The sequence below is a fragment of the Faecalispora jeddahensis genome, from assembly GCF_000577335.1.
GTDB classification, from domain to species: domain Bacteria; phylum Bacillota; class Clostridia; order Oscillospirales; family Acutalibacteraceae; genus Faecalispora; species Faecalispora jeddahensis.
This window is the reverse complement of the sequence record NZ_CBYL010000008.1, coordinates 1-17,388: the sequence shown is the minus strand read 5'-3', so window position 1 is coordinate 17,388 and position 17,388 is coordinate 1. Positions and strand designations below refer to the sequence as shown.

13 protein-coding genes are annotated in these 17,388 nt (G+C 56.1%); 12 read left to right on the top strand and 1 reads right to left on the bottom strand.

Annotated elements, in window-relative coordinates; genetic code table 11:
* Positions 1–96: 96 nt before the first annotated feature.
* The 12 genes from TY09_RS04740 to TY09_RS04680 all read left to right on the top strand — a co-directional run bounded on the left by TY09_RS04740 (position 97) and on the right by TY09_RS04680 (position 16,390).
* The gene (locus TY09_RS04740) at positions 97–2,088 is read left to right on the top strand and encodes a DHH family phosphoesterase (protein ID WP_020073825.1); all 1,992 of its coding nucleotides are present in this window, start codon (positions 97–99) and stop codon (positions 2,086–2,088) included.
* 97 nt (positions 2,089–2,185) lie between these two features.
* On the top strand, positions 2,186–2,638 hold the full coding sequence (gene rplI, locus TY09_RS04735; protein WP_042431608.1) for a 50S ribosomal protein L9: 453 nt from the start codon (positions 2,186–2,188) through the stop codon (positions 2,636–2,638).
* A 36-nt stretch (positions 2,639–2,674) separates the two neighbouring features.
* Entirely contained in the window at positions 2,675–4,042 is a 1,368-nt protein-coding gene (gene dnaB, locus TY09_RS04730; RefSeq protein WP_020073823.1) for a replicative DNA helicase, read from the top strand.
* Positions 4,035–5,405 carry a tRNA lysidine(34) synthetase TilS gene (gene tilS / locus TY09_RS04725; RefSeq protein ID WP_242841437.1) on the top strand — a complete coding sequence of 457 codons (1,371 nt, stop codon included), beginning with the start codon at positions 4,035–4,037 and terminating at the stop codon, positions 5,403–5,405. Before dnaB ends, tilS begins: the two co-directional genes overlap by 8 nt.
* Positions 5,402–5,941 (top strand): hypoxanthine phosphoribosyltransferase, encoded by a 540-nt coding sequence (gene hpt / locus TY09_RS04720; RefSeq protein ID WP_009065644.1) that lies wholly within the window; start codon positions 5,402–5,404, stop codon positions 5,939–5,941. Before tilS ends, hpt begins: the two co-directional genes overlap by 4 nt.
* A 42-nt stretch (positions 5,942–5,983) precedes the next feature.
* Positions 5,984–7,921 (top strand): ATP-dependent zinc metalloprotease FtsH, encoded by a 1,938-nt coding sequence (gene ftsH / locus TY09_RS04715; RefSeq protein ID WP_042431606.1) that lies wholly within the window; start codon positions 5,984–5,986, stop codon positions 7,919–7,921.
* Positions 7,922–8,631: 710 nt separating this feature from the next.
* Complete coding sequence (locus TY09_RS04710; protein WP_009065673.1) at positions 8,632–10,611, top strand: DNA gyrase/topoisomerase IV subunit B; 1,980 nt, start codon at positions 8,632–8,634, stop codon at positions 10,609–10,611.
* Between the two features lie 13 nt (positions 10,612–10,624).
* Entirely contained in the window at positions 10,625–12,862 is a 2,238-nt protein-coding gene (locus TY09_RS04705) for a DNA gyrase/topoisomerase IV subunit A (RefSeq protein WP_042431604.1), read from the top strand.
* 403 nt (positions 12,863–13,265) lie between these two features.
* The gene (gene secG / locus TY09_RS04695; RefSeq protein WP_009065576.1) at positions 13,266–13,517 is read left to right on the top strand and encodes a preprotein translocase subunit SecG; all 252 of its coding nucleotides are present in this window, start codon (positions 13,266–13,268) and stop codon (positions 13,515–13,517) included.
* A gap of 63 nt (positions 13,518–13,580) precedes the next feature.
* The gene (rnr, locus tag TY09_RS04690) at positions 13,581–15,719 is read left to right on the top strand and encodes a ribonuclease R (RefSeq protein WP_042431600.1); all 2,139 of its coding nucleotides are present in this window, start codon (positions 13,581–13,583) and stop codon (positions 15,717–15,719) included.
* A 56-nt stretch (positions 15,720–15,775) separates the two neighbouring features.
* The gene (locus TY09_RS04685) at positions 15,776–16,036 is read left to right on the top strand and encodes a hypothetical protein (protein ID WP_009065585.1); all 261 of its coding nucleotides are present in this window, start codon (positions 15,776–15,778) and stop codon (positions 16,034–16,036) included.
* Between the two features lie 99 nt (positions 16,037–16,135).
* A complete protein-coding gene (locus TY09_RS04680; RefSeq protein WP_035317188.1) occupies positions 16,136–16,390 on the top strand; it encodes a pro-sigmaK processing inhibitor BofA family protein in 255 nt (84 codons plus the stop codon).
* 69 nt (positions 16,391–16,459) lie between these two features.
* Here TY09_RS04680 and TY09_RS04675 read toward each other — a convergent pair whose 3' ends face one another.
* Entirely contained in the window at positions 16,460–16,759 is a 300-nt protein-coding gene (locus tag TY09_RS04675; RefSeq protein WP_009065554.1) for a DUF6809 family protein, read from the bottom strand.
* Positions 16,760–17,388: the final 629 nt, after the last annotated feature.

The window sequence follows — 17,388 nt, the reverse complement described above, 5'->3', positions numbered from 1 at the left end:
TCGATTTACTTGAAAGCAGGCATTCTCCCTGCGCCTCTGGCGGGGGAGAATGCAGCGGTTTTTCAAAAGTGAAACTGCGATAAAGGAGAAATTTATTTGAAGCGGAAAATATGGGCTACCTCACCCGTGTTTTATGGCATCGCGGCGGTGATGCTGCTCATGGCGCTGCTCAGCAGATTCTGGGATGCCAGAATCTTCTATGCGGAAGTGGTTCTGGCTGTGCTGGCCTTTGCCGCAGTGGCCATGGCAAACCATCATTTTAAGCTGTATGTAGGTACGGCGGTCAAGAGTGCGGAAAAAATTCTTTCCGCGTCGGACTACCGCGCCCTGCACGAGTTTTCCATACCGGCTGTGCTGGTGGGAAAAATGGGTGATGTCATCTGGTATAACAGCCGTTTTTCCAGTGAGGTAAGCCCCGGGTTTGACTGCCGGGGCGAGAATGTCGCGCGGTTTTTGACCCCCCATACTCTGGAGCAGGCAGTGGGCGGCGACGGAATCGATACCCAGGTGGGCCAGCGGCAGTATACGGTATATTCCATGTCTACAAGGAACGGCTATGTGCTGTACTTTGTGGACAATACATATTACAAAGAGATCAGCCGCCGCTACAGCGACCAGCGCCCGGTGGTGGCCCTCGTGCTGTTCGACAACCGCGAGGAGCTGATCCGCGACAGCGCCAGCAGCGAAGACGCCCGCATTTCCGCCGCGGTGGAAGAGGTGCTGCGGAACTGGACGAAGGGTACCGGCAGCTTTCTGGAGCGCCTGGGCGGCGGGCGGTACCTGATTATGACGGACGAGGCGCACATCCGCGAGGATGTGAAAAAGCGCTTTGAGGTGATCGACGCGGTGCGCACCGTAAAGAGCGCGGACAACCGCAGCGCCACCATCTCCATCGGCGTGGGGCGCGGCGCCCCCACCTTTGCGGAGGGCGAGCTGTGGGCACGCCAGGCGCTGGATATGGCGCTCGGGCGCGGCGGCGATCAGGTTGCCGTCAAGCAGGAGGACGGCACCTACGAGTTTTTCGGCGGTCTGTCGAAGGGCGTGGAAAAGCGCGACAAGGTGCGCACCCGCGTGATTGCGGCGACCTTGAGCGACCATGTCAAGGTATGCGACATAGTGTTCATCATGGGTCACAAGTATTCCGACCTCGACGCGATCGGCGCGGCGGTGGGCATGTGGAGCGCGGTGCACAAGGGCCTTGGCAAAGAGGCGTATATCGTCGTCAACCGCGCGCAGAGCATGGCGGTTCCCATTATAGAAAGCATGGAGCAGTCCCTGCCGGACGAAAAAATATTCATCACGCCCGACGAGGCGCTCGATCTTGTCACGCAGAAGAGCCTGCTGATTGTAGTGGACACCCATTCGCAGGATTTTGTGGAGAGCGAGGAGCTGCTGCGGCAGGCGCCGAAGGTCGTCGTCATCGACCATCACCGCATGATGGTAAAGCACATCAGCAACGCGATTGTATTTTATCACGAGCCGTACGCCAGCTCCGCGGCGGAGCTGGTGACCGAGCTGGTGCAGTATATCAGCGAAAAGGCTCTTTCCCGCGTGGAGGCGGAGGCTCTTCTGGCCGGGATAATGCTCGACACCAAGAATTTTGTGCTGAAAACCGGTGTGCGCACCTTTGAGGCCGCGGCTTACCTGCGGCGCAGGGGGGCCGATACCGTAGAGGTCAAGCGCCTGTTCTCCAACACCATCGACACGTACAAGGCGAAATACCAGATGGTTTCCTCCGCCGAGATTTACAACAACTGCGCGATTGTCAGCGCGGACGAGGAGACGCCGGATATCCGGGTCGCCGCGGCGCAGGCTGCCGACGAGCTGCTCTCGATTCAGGGGGTCAACGCGTCGTTCGTCATCTACCCCACACCCGGCGGGGTGCAGATTTCCGCCCGCTCCCTGGGCGATGTGAACGTGCAGGTGATTATGGAGGTGATGGGCGGCGGCGGCCACCTGACGATGGCGGCCGTGCAGCTGAAAAACACCACGCTTCAGCAGGCTCGCGACACCCTGATTTCGGTCATCAACAACAACCTTGCAAAGGCGAGCAAGCCCAGTCTGCCCGCGCAGGGCGGTGCCAAATAAGAGAAAATCAGCAAGTCTTTCTCCGCTGTATGTGGGGGAAGAATTCAACGGTGCTTTTGAAGGTTGCATTACTATTGATCAAACGGAGGAATGTTTCATGAAAGTAATTTTGCTGCAGGACGTAAAGGGAAGCGGAAAAAAGGGCGAGCTTGTGGATGTTTCCGACGGCTACGCCAGAAACTTCCTTTTGCCCAGAAAGCTGGCCAAAGAGGCGAACGCACAGGCGATGAATGAGCTGAAGAACGCCGAAGAGGCCAAGGAATTCCGCCGGAAAGCCGAGCTGGAAACCGCGCGGAAAACCGCGCAGATCATCGAGGGCAAGAGTGTGAAGCTCACCGCAACGGCGGGCCAGGGCGGCAAGCTGTTCGGCTCCGTTACCGCAAAAGAAATCGCCGAAGCGATTAAAAAGCAGTTCGGCGTGGATGTGGACAAGCGCAAGATCGAGCTGCCTGGCGACATCAAGGCGTTCGGCACCTACGAGTGCGAGGTGCGGCTGCACCAGAGCGTTACCGCCAAGGTATACGCCGTTGTGGGCGAAAAGGCCGAATAAATTGCGTTTGCCCACAGCCTGTCGGGAGGATTCGGGATGGATCACGAAAATCTGACAATTGGATACGACGGGATGGACCTACCGTTCAGCCCCGAGGCGGAGCAGTCCGTTTTGGGCGCGGTTCTGCTGGATTCCACCTGTCTGGACCGGGTCGCGGAAATTCTTCCGCGTCCCGATTATTTTCATCAGGTCAATCACGTGCTGATTTATGGCGCGATGCTCGAAATGTTCACGCTCGGCCAGCCCGTCGACTTTGTGACGGTTCTGGAGCGACTCAAGGAAACGCCGCGCTTTGACGAATCCGCAGGCAAAACGTACCTGATGCAGCTGGCACAGATCGTGCCCTCGATTTCTAACGTGGAAACCTACGCGAAGATCGTGCGCGACAAATACGATGTGCGCTCGCTGATTCAGACGGCGCGCGGGATTCTGGACGACGCGCGCGAAAACGGCGCGGACGCATCCACCCTGCTGGATTCGGCGGAGCAGCGCATATTTGACATTCGTCGCGGTAAAAATATGCAGGGACTCCAGCGGGTCAACGAGATCATTCTCGAAACGTTCGACCGGCTCGATTTGCTCAACGGCCCGGAAAGGGATCTGTATCAGGGCATCCCGACCGGCATCAAGGCGCTGGACGATACGATCACGGGCCTCAATCGCTCCGACCTGCTGATTCTGGCAGCCCGCCCCGGTATGGGCAAAACGAGCTTCGCGCTGAACATCGCGCGCCATGCGGCGGTGGTGGCCAATAAACGCGTTGCGTTCTTCTCGCTCGAAATGAGCAAGGAGCAGCTTGCGTCGCGTCTGCTTTCCACAGAAGCGCTTGTCGGCGGCACCAAGCTGCGCACCGGCCAGCTCAGCGAGGGCGAATGGATGCGCCTGATCGAAGCGGGGGACATTCTCTCCCGCGCGCAGCTGTATTTTGACGACAGCTCCGGCATCACCGTGCCGGAAATGAAGGCCAAGGTGCGCCGCCTGAAGGACGTGGACCTGATCGTAATCGACTATTTGCAGCTCATGTCCAGCTCCCGCCGCATCGACAACCGCGTGCAGGAGATTTCGGAAATCACGCGAAATCTGAAAATCATGGCAAAAGAGCTGAATGTGCCGGTTTTAACGCTGTCGCAGCTGGCGCGTGCCAGTGAAAAGCGCACCGAGCACCGCCCGGTGCTCAGTGACCTGCGCGACTCCGGTTCAATTGAGCAGGACGCCGACGTCGTTCTGTTTTTGTACCGCGAGGATTACTATCAGGGCCCCGGCGCGCCGGACGAGGACGCGGACCGCAACAGCGGCGAGTGCATCGTCGCGAAAAACCGTCACGGCGAGCTCAAGACCGTTCCCCTGCACTGGCAGGGTGAGTTTATGAGATTTACTTCTCAGGAGGTTGTCCGCAGTGAATAGAGAGAATAGCGCACCGGCAGAGGAACTGATCTGGCAAACGGTCAGGCGCTATTCGATGCTGACCGGCGCGGAGCGCGTGGTGGCCGGATTTTCCGGCGGCGCGGATTCCATGGCGCTGGTTCATTTTTTATGGCGGGCAGGGATTCCGCTGCTCGCGGCCCATGTGAACCACGGCCTGCGGGGCAAAGCGTCCGACGCGGACGAGGAATGTGTGCGCCGGTTCTGCGCCGAGCGGCAGATTCCCCTGCGGGTGCTGCGCGCAGACGCGGCCAGGGCGGCCGCCGAACGCCGCGAAGGGGTCGAAGCGGCCGGGCGGCGCATCCGGTACGGCTTTTTTGAGTCGCTGTGCGGGCCGGGCGATAAAATCGCGACGGCGCACACGCTCTCCGATCAGGCGGAAACGGTGCTGCTGCACCTGGTGCGGGGCTCCGGCACGAAGGGCCTGTGCGGCATCCCGCCGGTGCGCGGGCGCGTGATCCGGCCGCTGCTCGGCATGACGCGGGAGCAGGTAGAGGAATACTGCGCTCACTATGAGCTGCCCTTTGTGACCGATGCGAGCAATTTCAGCCGGGAATACGCGCGCAACCGTGTGCGGCTCGACGTCGTCCCCGCGCTCAAAGAGCTGAACCCCTCCTTTGAGCAGGCGGTGGGGCGCATGACGCATCTGCTCGTGGAGGATGAAGATTGCCTTTTTTCTTTGGCCGCGCAGGCGGCGCGGGAAGCCCGCACGCCGGACGGCTGGCGGATTGCCCCGCTTTCGGGTTTGCCGCGCCCCATTTTGTCGCGTGCGCTGCGGCAGATCGCAGAGGAAGCCGGCCTGCCCGCTCTCACCCGCGAACGCACCGAGGCGGCCATGCGGCTGCTGGGGGCAGGCTCCGGTAAAATCGACGCCGGCGGGGGGCGATTTTTGGCAGCGGAAAGCGGTGTTTTGCGGGTCGTTTTGCCTCCAAAACGCAAAAATGACTGGAGTGTGCCATTACGGGTGCCGAAAACCTTGACACCGGAGGGCAGAGAGGTCATAATAAGAACACTGACCCGCGCGGAATATGAAAAGTTACCCGCAAAAATTCGCAATTTGTTATTTCATAACGCGCTGGATTATGATACAATAAAGAATAATTCCATTATAAGAGGCCGACGGCCGGGTGATTCCTTTTCACCGGCGGGCCGGGGCGTTACCAAAAGTCTGAAAAAGCTGATGAACGAGGAGAAAATCCCTGTTTCGGGCCGAGGCGGGCTTTTGCTGCTGGAAAACAGCGGACAGATTTTGTGGATCGAATCCATCGGCGTGGCCGAGCAGGCCCGCATCCGCCCGGATACCGGGCAAATCGCATACATTAGCGTTAAGGAGTGCAGTTCATGACCAACGATATCAAAGAGGTTCTATTTAGCGAGGAACACCTGGCGGAAATCGTCCGCAATCTGGGCAAGCGCATCAGCGAGGATTACAAGGGGAAAAATTTGCTGATGGTCAGCGTGCTGAAGGGTTCCTTTATCTTTATGGCGGATTTGACCCGCGCCATCGACATCCCCTGCCGCATCGACTTTATGTCAGTTTCGAGCTACGGCGCCGGGACAAGATCCTCCGGCGTGGTAAAGATCACAAAAGACCTGGACCTGCCGCTCGCGGGTTACGACCTGCTGGTAGTGGAGGATATTCTCGACAGCGGCGTGACGCTCAGCTACATACTGGAGCTTCTGCAGCCGCGCGGCCCGAAGAGCATTAAAATTTGCACTCTGTTTGACAAGCCCGAGCGCCGCACCGCACAGATTACGGCGGACTATGTCGGCACGCGTGTTCCGGATGAATTTATTGTCGGCTACGGCCTTGATTATAATGAAACCTACCGGAATCTCCCGTATGTGGGCATCCTGAAGCCCCACGTGTATGGCGGGTAAGTTTTCCGGTCATCGCAATTAAAGGAGAGGAGTGAACTCATTTTGGATAATAAAAAAAATCTGCGGAATCTGCTCATTTATTTAGGCGCCCCGATCCTGATTATTATTATCATGGCCAGCATCTATGGCAACGTGAAGCCGCAGAAGGCTCATAAATATTCCGAAATAGTCGGCTACTTTAAATCACAGCAGGTCATCGATTATACCATGGATCTTGGCAGCGGTGAAATGCAGATTTCCCTCAAGGACGGTACGAACGTAACGTATACCGCGCCGAATGTGGCGATTATGTACGACGAGATCCACCCCTATATTGAACAGTACAACGAGGATCATCCGGACAAGAACATGGAGTACGATCTCAAACGTCCGGCAGAGACCTCTTGGCTCGCGAGTCTGATCCCGACGATTCTGCTCCTGGCAGGCATGCTCGTTTTCTGGTGGTTCATGATGAAGCGCCTGAACACCAGCATGGGCGACGCGGGCAAGCAGATGAACTTCGGCAAGGCGAAGGTTAAGCAGATGGCCGACGAAAAGCGCAAAACCACCTTTGCCGACGTGGCGGGAGCCGATGAGGAAAAGGAAGAACTGCGCGAGATTGTCGAGTTCCTCAAAAATCCGAAAAAGTATAACGAGCTGGGGGCGCGCATTCCGAAGGGCGTACTGCTCGTCGGCCCTCCCGGTACCGGTAAAACGCTTTTGGCCCGCGCGGTTGCGGGTGAAGCGGGGGTTCCGTTCTTCTCCATCTCCGGTTCCGATTTTGTGGAAATGTTTGTCGGCGTCGGCGCGTCGCGCGTGCGCGACCTGTTCGACCAGGCGAAGAAAAATTCCCCCTGCATCATCTTCATCGATGAAATCGATGCGGTGGGCCGTCAGCGCGGCGCCGGTCTTGGCGGCGGCCACGACGAGCGCGAACAAACTTTGAACCAGCTGCTGGTTGAGATGGACGGTTTCGGCGCGAACGAAGGCGTCATCATGATCGCCGCGACGAACCGCCCCGACATCCTCGATCCGGCGCTGATGCGTCCCGGCCGTTTTGACCGCCAGGTCATGGTCGGCTACCCGGACATCAAGGGCCGCGAAGAGATTCTGAAGGTACACGCCCGCGGCAAGCCGATTGCGCCGGACGTGAGCCTGAAGACCATTGCGAAATCCACCGCCGGCTTTACCGGCGCGGATCTCGAGAACCTGCTCAATGAAGCGGCGCTGCTTTCAGCCCGCAAGAACCTGCGGGCGATCACGATGGAAGAGATCGAAGAGGCCACGATCAAGGTTGTGGTCGGCACCGAGAAAAAGAGCCGTGTGATGACGGAAAAGGAAAAGACCCTCACCGCCTACCACGAGGGCGGCCATGCGGTCGTCACCTACTTCTGCCCCACGCAGGATCCGGTACACCAGATTTCGATCATTCCCCGAGGTATGGCCGGCGGCTATACGATGCAGCTGCCTGCGGAGGACCGTTCGTATAAATGCAAGAAAGAAATGCTCGAGGATCTGATCGTGCTTATGGGTGGTCGTGTGGCGGAGGCCCTGGTGCTGGACGACATTTCCACCGGCGCTTCGAACGATATTGAGCGCGCCACCAAGACAGCCCGCGCGATGGTAACCAAGTACGGTATGAGCGAAATGCTCGGCACCGTCACCTATGGTTCAGACAACAGCGAGCCGTTCCTGGGCCGCGATATGGGCCATGTGCGCAACTATTCTGAAAGCACAGCGGCCGCGATCGATCAAGAGATCAAAGATATCCTGACAAACGCGTATGACGGCGCGGCCAAGATTCTTTCCGATCATATGGATAAGCTGCACGAGGTTGCAAAGTATCTGTATCAGAACGAAAAGATGAGCGGTGAGGATTTTCAGAAACTGATGAGCGGCGCCGCTTTGCCGGCAGCTGCAGGGCAGATACCGCCTCTGCCGAAGCTGGATACGGAGCTTCCGCAAGTGGAGCTTCCATCGGCGGACGAAACAGCTGAATGATGAGTTTGGAAAAGGGGAAATGTTGCATTTCCCCCTTTCCTTGTCTCGGCGGACCATCGAAAAATGGCACGCGGTTTTACTCTTACTGTGTTGCTGTATACCAGCAGGGGGGCGGCCCGCAAGGCTTAGGGATGCGCTTGTACTGCGGTGGTTGCCGCCTTGGCGCGATTTTCGGCGGCAATCTGTTTTCGATACGGTTTCTTCGGGGGTACGCCCTGTTTCGACAGAAAACAGCGGCGTGTTTGCTTATCATCAAAAGCGGGAAGCAATTTGTTTCCTGTGTGAAGCGTGCGCTGAAATCAGCGTTATCGTCTTGGTTCTGAGCAGGGGTGCTCCCAGAAACAGGGAGCGTGGATTGAAATCACTGTTGGAAGGCTTGGCTTGAGCCCTCGGGCAATGTCGCTCTCTGCACGGAGAGCGTGGATTGGAATTGCTAAGGCAAGTCGATCGTTGTGCAGAGTCATTTCGAGTCGCTTTCCGTACGGCAAGTGTGGATTGAAATAACTCGGAAATTCAGAACGAGCCGATCGATCTGGAGGCTGCTCCCCGCGCGGGAGGCGTGGATTGAAATACGTTTCGCACCTGATAGGAGTTCGGCGCGTTTGGTGGTTTGACCAAACAAAACAGGAATGGTATCACCCCGGGAATGGCCCGGGCAGAATTCGAAATGCCAAAGCCCCGGTGATGGGGCGAGTGGCAGGAGGGAAGCTATGGCAAAAAAGACGGCATATGGAAACGACAGTATCTCGTCGCTCAAGGGCGCAGACCGTGTGCGCCGACGCCCGGCGGTTATTTTCGGCTCGGACGGCATCGAGGGCTGCGAGCATTCCATTTTTGAAATATTATCCAACTCCATCGATGAGGCCAGAGAAGGCTTCGGACGGGAAATCACGATCACCTGCTTCCGTGACCATTCGGTAGAGGTGGAGGATCACGGGCGCGGCATTCCCGTGGACTATAACCCGACGGAAGAACGCTTCAACTGGGAGCTGGTATTCTGCGAGCTGTACGCGGGCGGCAAATACAACAACGATTCCGATGAAAGCTACGAGTATTCGCTGGGACTGAACGGCCTTGGCCTTTGCTCGACCCAGTACGCCTCGGAATATATGGATGTTGATATCCGCCGCGACGGCACGCGCTATACGCTGCATTTTGAGCACGGGGAAAACGTGGGCGGTTTGCAGCAGGAGCCTTATACCAAGAAGGATACGGGCACCAAAATCCGCTGGCGGCCCGACCTGCAGGTGTTTACGGATATTGCCGTGCCGCAGGAGTATTATCTTGACATGATCCGCCGGCAGGCGATCGTCAATGAGGGTATCCGTTTTCTGCTTCGCTTTGAGACGGAAGCCGGTTTTGAAACGACGGAGTTCTGCTATCAGGAGGGAATCCTCGACCACGTGCGGGAGCTCGCGGGGGAAGATGCCCTTACCTCGGTGCAGAGCTGGCAGGCGGAGCGCCGTGTGCGCGATCGTGCGGACAAGCCCGAATATAAAACGAAAATCAATGCGGCGCTCGCGTTTTCGAATCGAGTGCACGTGACGGAATATTATCATAACTCCAGCTGGCTCGAGCATGGCGGCGCGCCGGACAAGGCTGTGCGCAGCGCGTTCGTTTCGCAGATCGACGCATATTTAAAGCAGACGGGGAAATACAACAAGAATGAGAGCAAGATCACCTACACCGACGTGGAGGATTGCCTGATTCTTGTCATTTCGTCGTTCTCAAACCGCACATCCTACGAGAACCAGACGAAAAAGGCGATCACGAACAAGGGAATTCAGGAGGCCATGACCGAGCTTTTGCGGCATCACCTGGAGGTGTTCTTCCTCGAAAATCCCGTAGAGGCTGAAAAAGTGGCCGCGCAGGTGCTTATCAACAAGCGCAGCCGCGAGGACGCGGAAAAAACGCGTCTGAACCTGAAAAAGAAGCTCACCACCAATATGGACGTGACGAACCGCGTTGCGAAATTCGTGGACTGCCGCAGCCGCAAGGCAGAGGAGCGAGAAATCTTCATCGTAGAGGGCGACTCGGCTTTGGGCGCGTGCAAGCAGGCCCGCGACCCGGATTTTCAGGCGATCATGCCCATCCGCGGCAAAATCCTGAACTGCCTGAAAGCGGACTATGACCGCATTTTCAAAAGCGATATCATTACCGACCTGATTAAGGTGCTCGGCTGCGGCGTAGAAGTGAAATCGAAGGCAAACAAGGATTTGTCGTCGTTTGATCTGTCGCTGCTGCGCTGGAACAAGGTCATCCTGTGCACCGATGCCGATGTGGACGGCTTCCAGATCCGCACGCTGCTGCTGACGATGCTGTACCGCCTGACCCCTACGCTGATCGAGCAGGGCAAGGTGTTCATTGCGGAATCGCCGCTGTTTGAAATTACGGCAAAGGATCAGACGTATTTCGCCTACACCGAGCAGGAAAAGGCGAAAATCCTACAGCGTCTGGAGGGAACCAGATACACCATCCAGCGCTCGAAAGGTCTTGGCGAAAACGAACCCGATATGATGAATCTGACCACCATGAACCCCGCCACTCGGCGGCTGATTCAGGTTCTGCCCGAGGACGCGGCCAAAACGGCGGACATGTTTGATCTGCTTCTGGGCGACAACCTTTCCGGGCGAAAGGATTTTATCGCCCGCAGCGGCCATGAATATATCGCCGCCGCTGACGTAAGCTGAGGGGGAAACACGATTGGCACACAGAAAAAAAGAACCGAATACCGCGCCCCCCAAAGGAAAGGGCGTGATCGAAGGCGCGGGGCTGGTGGTAACACAGCCCATCACCGCGACGCTAGAGCAGAACTACATGCCCTATGCCATGAGCGTCATCATGTCGCGTGCGATTCCGGAGATCGACGGCTTTAAGCCGTCGCACCGCAAGATATTATACACAATGTATAAAATGGGCCTGCTCACTGGCTCAAGGACAAAAAGCGCCAATATTGTGGGGCAGACGATGAAGCTGAATCCCCACGGCGACGCCGCGATTTACGAAACCATGGTGCGCCTCAGCCGCGGATATGAGGCGCTTTTGCACCCTTATGTCGATTCCAAGGGAAACTTCGGCAAATTTTATTCGCGCGATATGGCATGGGCGGCCTCCCGTTATACCGAGGCCAAGCTCGACGATATCTGCCAGGAGCTTTTTCGCGATATTGACCGGGATACGGTCGATTTTGTCGACAACTATGACAATAGCATGAAAGAGCCGACTCTGCTGCCGGCGGCGTTTCCGTCGATTCTCGTCAACGCCAACACGGGCATCGCGGTCGGCATGGCGAGCAACATCTGCCCGTTCAATCTGGCGGAGGTCTGCCAGACGACGATCGCCCTCATCCGCGATCCGGAGTTCGATGTGGCCTCCACCCTGCAGGCGCCGGATTTCCCCGGCGGAGGACAGGCGGTGTACGACCGCGCCGCGATGGAGGAGATCTACCGCACCGGCCGGGGCGGCGTGAAGATCCGCTGCCGCTATTCGTATGACAAAACGGCCAACTGCATCGACGTCACGCAGATTCCGCCCACCACTACGATCGAAGCGATTGTGGAAAAGGTGGTCGACCTGGTGCGTCAGGGCAAGCTGAAAGAGATTTCGGACATCCGTGACGAAACCGGCCTGGGCGGCCTGAAAATCACCATCGATTTAAAGCGCGGCGTTGACCCCGAGAGGCTGATGCAACGCCTGTTCAAAATGACGCCGTTGGAAGACAGCTTCTCCTGTAACTTCAACGTGCTGATTTCCGGTGTGCCTCAGGTGTTGGGTGTGCGCGACCTGCTGCTCGAGTGGGTGGCGTTCCGTGTGGAATGTGTGCGCCGCCGCACGCATTTTGATCTGCGCAAAAAGAAAGAAAAGCTGCACCTGCTGCGCGGTCTGCAGGCGATTCTTCTCGATATTGATAAAGCCATCAAGATCGTGCGCGAAACCGAGGAGGAAGCCGAGGTTGTGCCGAACCTGATGATCGGCTTCGGCATCGACGAGATTCAGGCGGAATATGTAGCAGAAATCAAGCTGCGCCATCTCAACCGAGAATATATTTTAAAGCGCACGCAGGAAACCAGCGAGCTGGAGCAGGAGATTGCCCGTTTGCAGGAGCTGATGGAAAGCCGCGCGAAGATTCAGTCGGTGATTATCGCCGAGCTGAAAGAGGTGGAAAAAAAGTACGGTCAGCCGCGCCGCACGCAGCTGGTATATGCGTCTGATCTTGAGGTGGCTGAGCCGGAGCAGGAAATCGACGATTACCCGGTACATCTCTTCTTTACCCGCGAGGGGTATTTCAAGAAGATCACCCCGCAGTCGCTGCGCATGAGCGGCGAACAAAAGCTCAAAGAAGGCGACGCTGTCACGCAGACGGAAGAAGCGACGAACGCCTGCGACCTGTTGTTCTTTACCGACCGCTGTCAGGTGTATAAGATGCGGGCATCCGACTTAAGCGACGGCAAGGCCAGCGTGCTGGGCGAGTATATTCCCGCCAAGGCGGGCATGGACGAGGGAGAGAACGCCATTTACATGGTGCCTACTACAGATTACCAGGGCTACATGCTGTTCCTGTTTGAAAACGGAAAGGCGGCCAAGGTGGAGCTTTCGGCCTATGCCACCAAGACGAACCGGCGCAAGCTGGTTGGGGCATACAGCGATAAATCCCCGCTTGTGGCGGTGATGTACCTCAAAGAGGACCGCGATCTTCTGCTGACGGGAACCAATGGGCGTTTGCTGCTGGTCAACACAGGTGCGATTCCCGATAAAGCCACCCGTACCACGCAGGGCGTTTTCGTCATGACATTCACCGCGGCAAAGCACCACCTGCAAAACGCCGAGCCGTACGAAGAGGGGATGCTCGAAACGCCGGACCGTTACCGCAAGAACGTGCCCTCACCCGGCGCAGTGCCCAGCCAGGCCGATGCCATGCGCGGCCAGCTATCGCTCACTTGAATCCATTGAGCCGGCAAAATTGTTTTTGTACATCGCCAATTTTTCAAGTAAAAGAAAACGATGTATTTTCCATTGTTTTGATCAAAATCGAAGGGGGATGAAATCCTCTTTCGATTTTGTTATGTGCACCCCACTACTTGAAAAAGATAGCCTTGTTCTTTTCATCAAAAACAAACCGCCGCACGGAAAGCCAATAGCAATCCGGCGGCGGTTCCGGCAATTGAAAATGCAAACGCACGCGAAACTTTCAATTGCTGATCTTACTATGTCCGGTTTTGCTGCCGGATATGTGCGGATTTTTTTGGAAGAGGGCTGTCCAATAATTTTTTGAAAAAAGATTGCTAAAATACAGGCTTTGTGGTATCATAATCACAAGTGTTTATTGTACGTTCGGAGGTACATTATGAGTGGACTTGAGATTTTCTTTGGAGTAGTTTTGCTGCTATTCTCCATCGCGATTGTGGTGATTATTCTTCTTCAGGAAGGCCAGCAGCAGAATTTAGGCGCAATTACCGGCGGCGCAGATACATTTTTGTCTAAGAACAAAGCACGTTCCATCGACGCGTTTCTGTCGCGTTGGACAAAAGTGATAGCGGTAGGCTTTTTCGTAATGGTGATTGCCATTAACGCCGTTATGTTTTTCACCGGGAAATAAGAATGCAGCCGAAAAGCTCCGCTGAAAAGCGGAGCTTTTTTTCGAAAGGAAAAGGGTGAATTAATGATTAAAAAGATAGAAAAAACACCGGCAGAAGCCATTTTAAAGGCGCTTTCCAAGCTGCGCCACGCAATTTCTTCGAAAGAGCTGCTCAAAAAATCAGGAATCAAAGACAAATCCGTCTTTTATGATACGCTGCACCAGATGCAGGTACGCGGCGACGTGTATGTGAATAAACGCCACCAGGTGTTCGGCAAGGCCGGCCAGACCCGTGTGACTGCGACGGTTTATTCGCTGTCGGAGGGGTTTGCGTTTGTGCGCCCTGAAAACGGCGGCGACGACCTGTATGTTTCGAGCGACCGCCTGAAGGGTGCGATTGTGGGCGACACGGTTCTGCTGAAAAATATTACGGAAACACCCCGCGGAAAGAAGGCGGAGGTTGCCTCGATCACGAAGCGCCGGCAGTGGGTGACCACCGGTACCGTGCGCAAATCGTACAGCGGTTTTGAGATCGTGCCGGATATCGCCATTCGCTACAATCTGCCGATTCCCAAAAGCGACCTGATGGGCGCCCGCCCGGGCGACAAGGTACAGGCAGAGCTGGTGCGGGTGCCGCGCCGCGAAAAGCTTTCTGCCCGTGTGGTAAAGATTTATGGCACCGCCGAAAGCGCCAAAATCTGTGCCGATGCGATCATCGACCAGAACGGCATTCCCACGGTATTTTCTGAAGCGGTGATGGCCGAAGCGGCCCGCGCGGCACAGGAGCCGATCACGCAGGAGGAGCTCGGCACACGGCTTGATCTGCGCGAGGAAATGATCTGCACGATCGACGGTGCCGACGCGAAGGATTTGGACGACGCGATCAGCGTGCGGCGCACAGAGCGCGGCTTTGATCTGGGCGTGCATATCGCGGATGTATCGCACTATGTGCGTGAGGACAGCGCCGTTGATGAAGAAGCGTTTCTGCGCGGTACCTCGGTCTATTTTGCGGACAGGGTCATCCCCATGCTGCCGAAGGAGCTTTCGAACGGAGCCTGTTCACTGAACGCAGGGGAGGATAAGCTCACCTTTTCCGCTCTGATCCGTCTGGACGATAAGGGCGAAATTGTCAGCTATCGTTTTCAAAAAACGGTGATCCATTCCAAGGTGCGCGGCGTGTATTCCGAGGTCAACCGCATTTTCAGCGGCGAAGCGGATGAGGCTTTGCTGGAGAAATATGCCCCTGTGCTCGAATCTTTAAAAACCGGCCGCGAGCTGGCAAAGATTCTTGAGCAGCGCTCCCGTGACAAAGGAGCTGTGGATTTTGAAAGCGGAGAATCCATGTTTACGCTCGATGAAAACGGCGTATGTATTGATGTGCGGCCCCGTGTGCAGGGAGAAGCCGAGAAAATGATCGAGCAGCTGATGATCACCGCGAATCAGGCGGCAGCCAAGCTCGCGAAAGAGGAACAGCTGCCGTTTGTGTACCGCATTCACGAAAATCCGGACCCCGAACGCATCAAGGCGCTCGTCAGTTTGGCGGCGGCCCTGGGCTTTTCCACTCAGCGTCTTCGTTCCGAAAAGCCGTCTCCGGCCGATTTTTCAGAGCTGCTGGGGCAGGTGAGAGGAACGCCGGCTGAGCAGGTGATCTCGCATCAGGTGCTGCGCACGATGGAAAAGGCGAAGTATTCCACCGAGCCGGTCGGTCATTTCGGCCTGGCCCTCGCGGATTATTGCCACTTTACCTCGCCGATTCGGCGATATCCCGACCTTGCGATCCACCGCATACTGTCGCAGTCGCAGAGCCTGGGGCAAATCGAGCTGGCGCTGCGCTTTGCGTCGTTCGCCGCAGCGGCTGCATCGGAATCCTCCAAGTCCGAGGTGCGCGCCATGACGGCCGAGCGCAGCGCGGAGGATTGCTACAAGGCGGAATTTATGAAATCGCATGTTGGCGAAGAATTCGACGGCGTTGTCAGCGGCGTGACACAGCGCGGCGTTTTCGTTCAGCTTCAAAACAGCGTGGAGGGCTTTGTGCCGATCGGCGCATTCCCGAACGCCGATTACCGGTTTGACGGCGTCGTCACGCAGGTGGATGAACGCACCGGCAGCCGCATCACCATCGGTACTCCGATGAGAATTCTTGTGGCTGCGGCAGACATCCCAACCGGGCGCATCGATTTTCTGCCCGCGGGACAAGAAATAAATTCCAGAGAAACGGTATAAATTGGGTATAAAAGTCCAACATATTAGCATATGATAAACCGAAAGGCGGAGCTAATATGGAAACTGTACTCAAGATGATCCAGCAGACGGTAAGGCCTGCGGAGGAGGTAAAGCAGGATTCTGGAATTTTGCAAGAGTTGAGGGAAGTTTCAAGGCTGATGGCCTGCAATGAAAGATGGTTTCAGATGGAGTGCAACGAAGATCTGATCGACGCCTGCGTCCATCAGCGAATCGAGCTTATGGCACGGTACCGCCATCTGTTGCAGGAAGCAAAGCGGCAGGGAATTTCAGCTTCTCCTTTTTCAAACCTGGTGTAATCCGGCGGCAATCCGCCGCCCGGTTTTGCTGTTCTCGCGGGGCATTGGCCCGGCGGGGAGCAGGAATGCAAAGAAAAAGGAGGCGGTCCGGTGCCAAGCATGACGACGATTCTGGTTGCGATAGGGATCTTTTTGCTTCTCGCGGCGCTGCATGCGCTGCTGGGCTCAAAGCGCCCGATGCAGCGCGCGGCGGGCGGTATTATTATCGGGGTCGGCGCGCTGGCCGCAGTCAACCTGACTGGATTTTTTACCGGGGTCAGTATCCCGGTCAGTCTGCTCAGCCTCGGCGTTTCCGCCGCAGGCGGGGTACCGGGGGTAACGCTGCTGCTTTTGCTGAATCTGATTTTTCAATGAGGATCGGCGGTCAAAGAGTTTCCTTTGACCGCCGGTTTTTTCTGTTCTTTGCTGAAAATGATTTTATTTTTAGCCGTTTGATTCGCCGAAAATCAAATCGTCTATGCCGACAAAGGCTTCGGCTGTCATGGTAAGCCCCAGCCGGTAGCCGTAAATCAGGTTGCCGACTGCGGTGAGTCTGTTCAGCTCCCCTTGGGCCCCCACGTAGTTTTCAAATATGTTTTTATCCTCTTCGTTCAGTCTTGCAAGAAGGCACTCTTCATTTTGGGATAGTATCCGCAGAACTTCTCCGTATTCGGAATTGTGCCGGAAAGTGCATACCTGTGGCGATAGGTTGCCGTAGGCGAATTCTTCTAAAATGCTGGTCATACAATTCATCCTTTCTTTGTTTCCAACGATGCCTTGAAAGGACTGAGAGCGCATGCTATAATATTTACGCCGCATGTGCTTTCGGGCATCTGTTGGTTTTGTGGGGACGGTGTGCTGCTTGCTGTGGTGACACCGTCCCTGTCATTTTTTTGTGATGTCGGGCTCCAACCTCCGGATACCGTCACGAATTCCTTCCGCCTTTGACGTGCCTTTTTCTTCACAATAATCGTTGAGGATTCTATAGGTCTCGTCATCGATGCGGGCTTTGATTTCATGGCGTTTCGGGTTGTCGGTCGGCCGTCCCATCTTTTTCTTTGGTGGCAGCGAAAACACCTCCTTACTTATGTGCCCCAAATATAATATAGACTAATGGGGAACAAAAGTCAATGATAATTTTTTGTTTTCATGATGTGCATGCAAACGCAGTCTGTCTGCTGGCGCAGGGAAGCCCTTATGCCGAGGAGGGGAGTTGCTTGTTCTTTAGTAAGGTGGGCAGACGAGGCTTCTTTTTCTGTGGGGTTCTTTGTAATGTGCGTGAAAGCGCAGTTTGCCTGCGGGTACCCCCGCGTGGGATTCCGCTTGCGCGGGCATGCCCCTCGTGCCGGGGCGGGCATTTACTTTCTTTACGA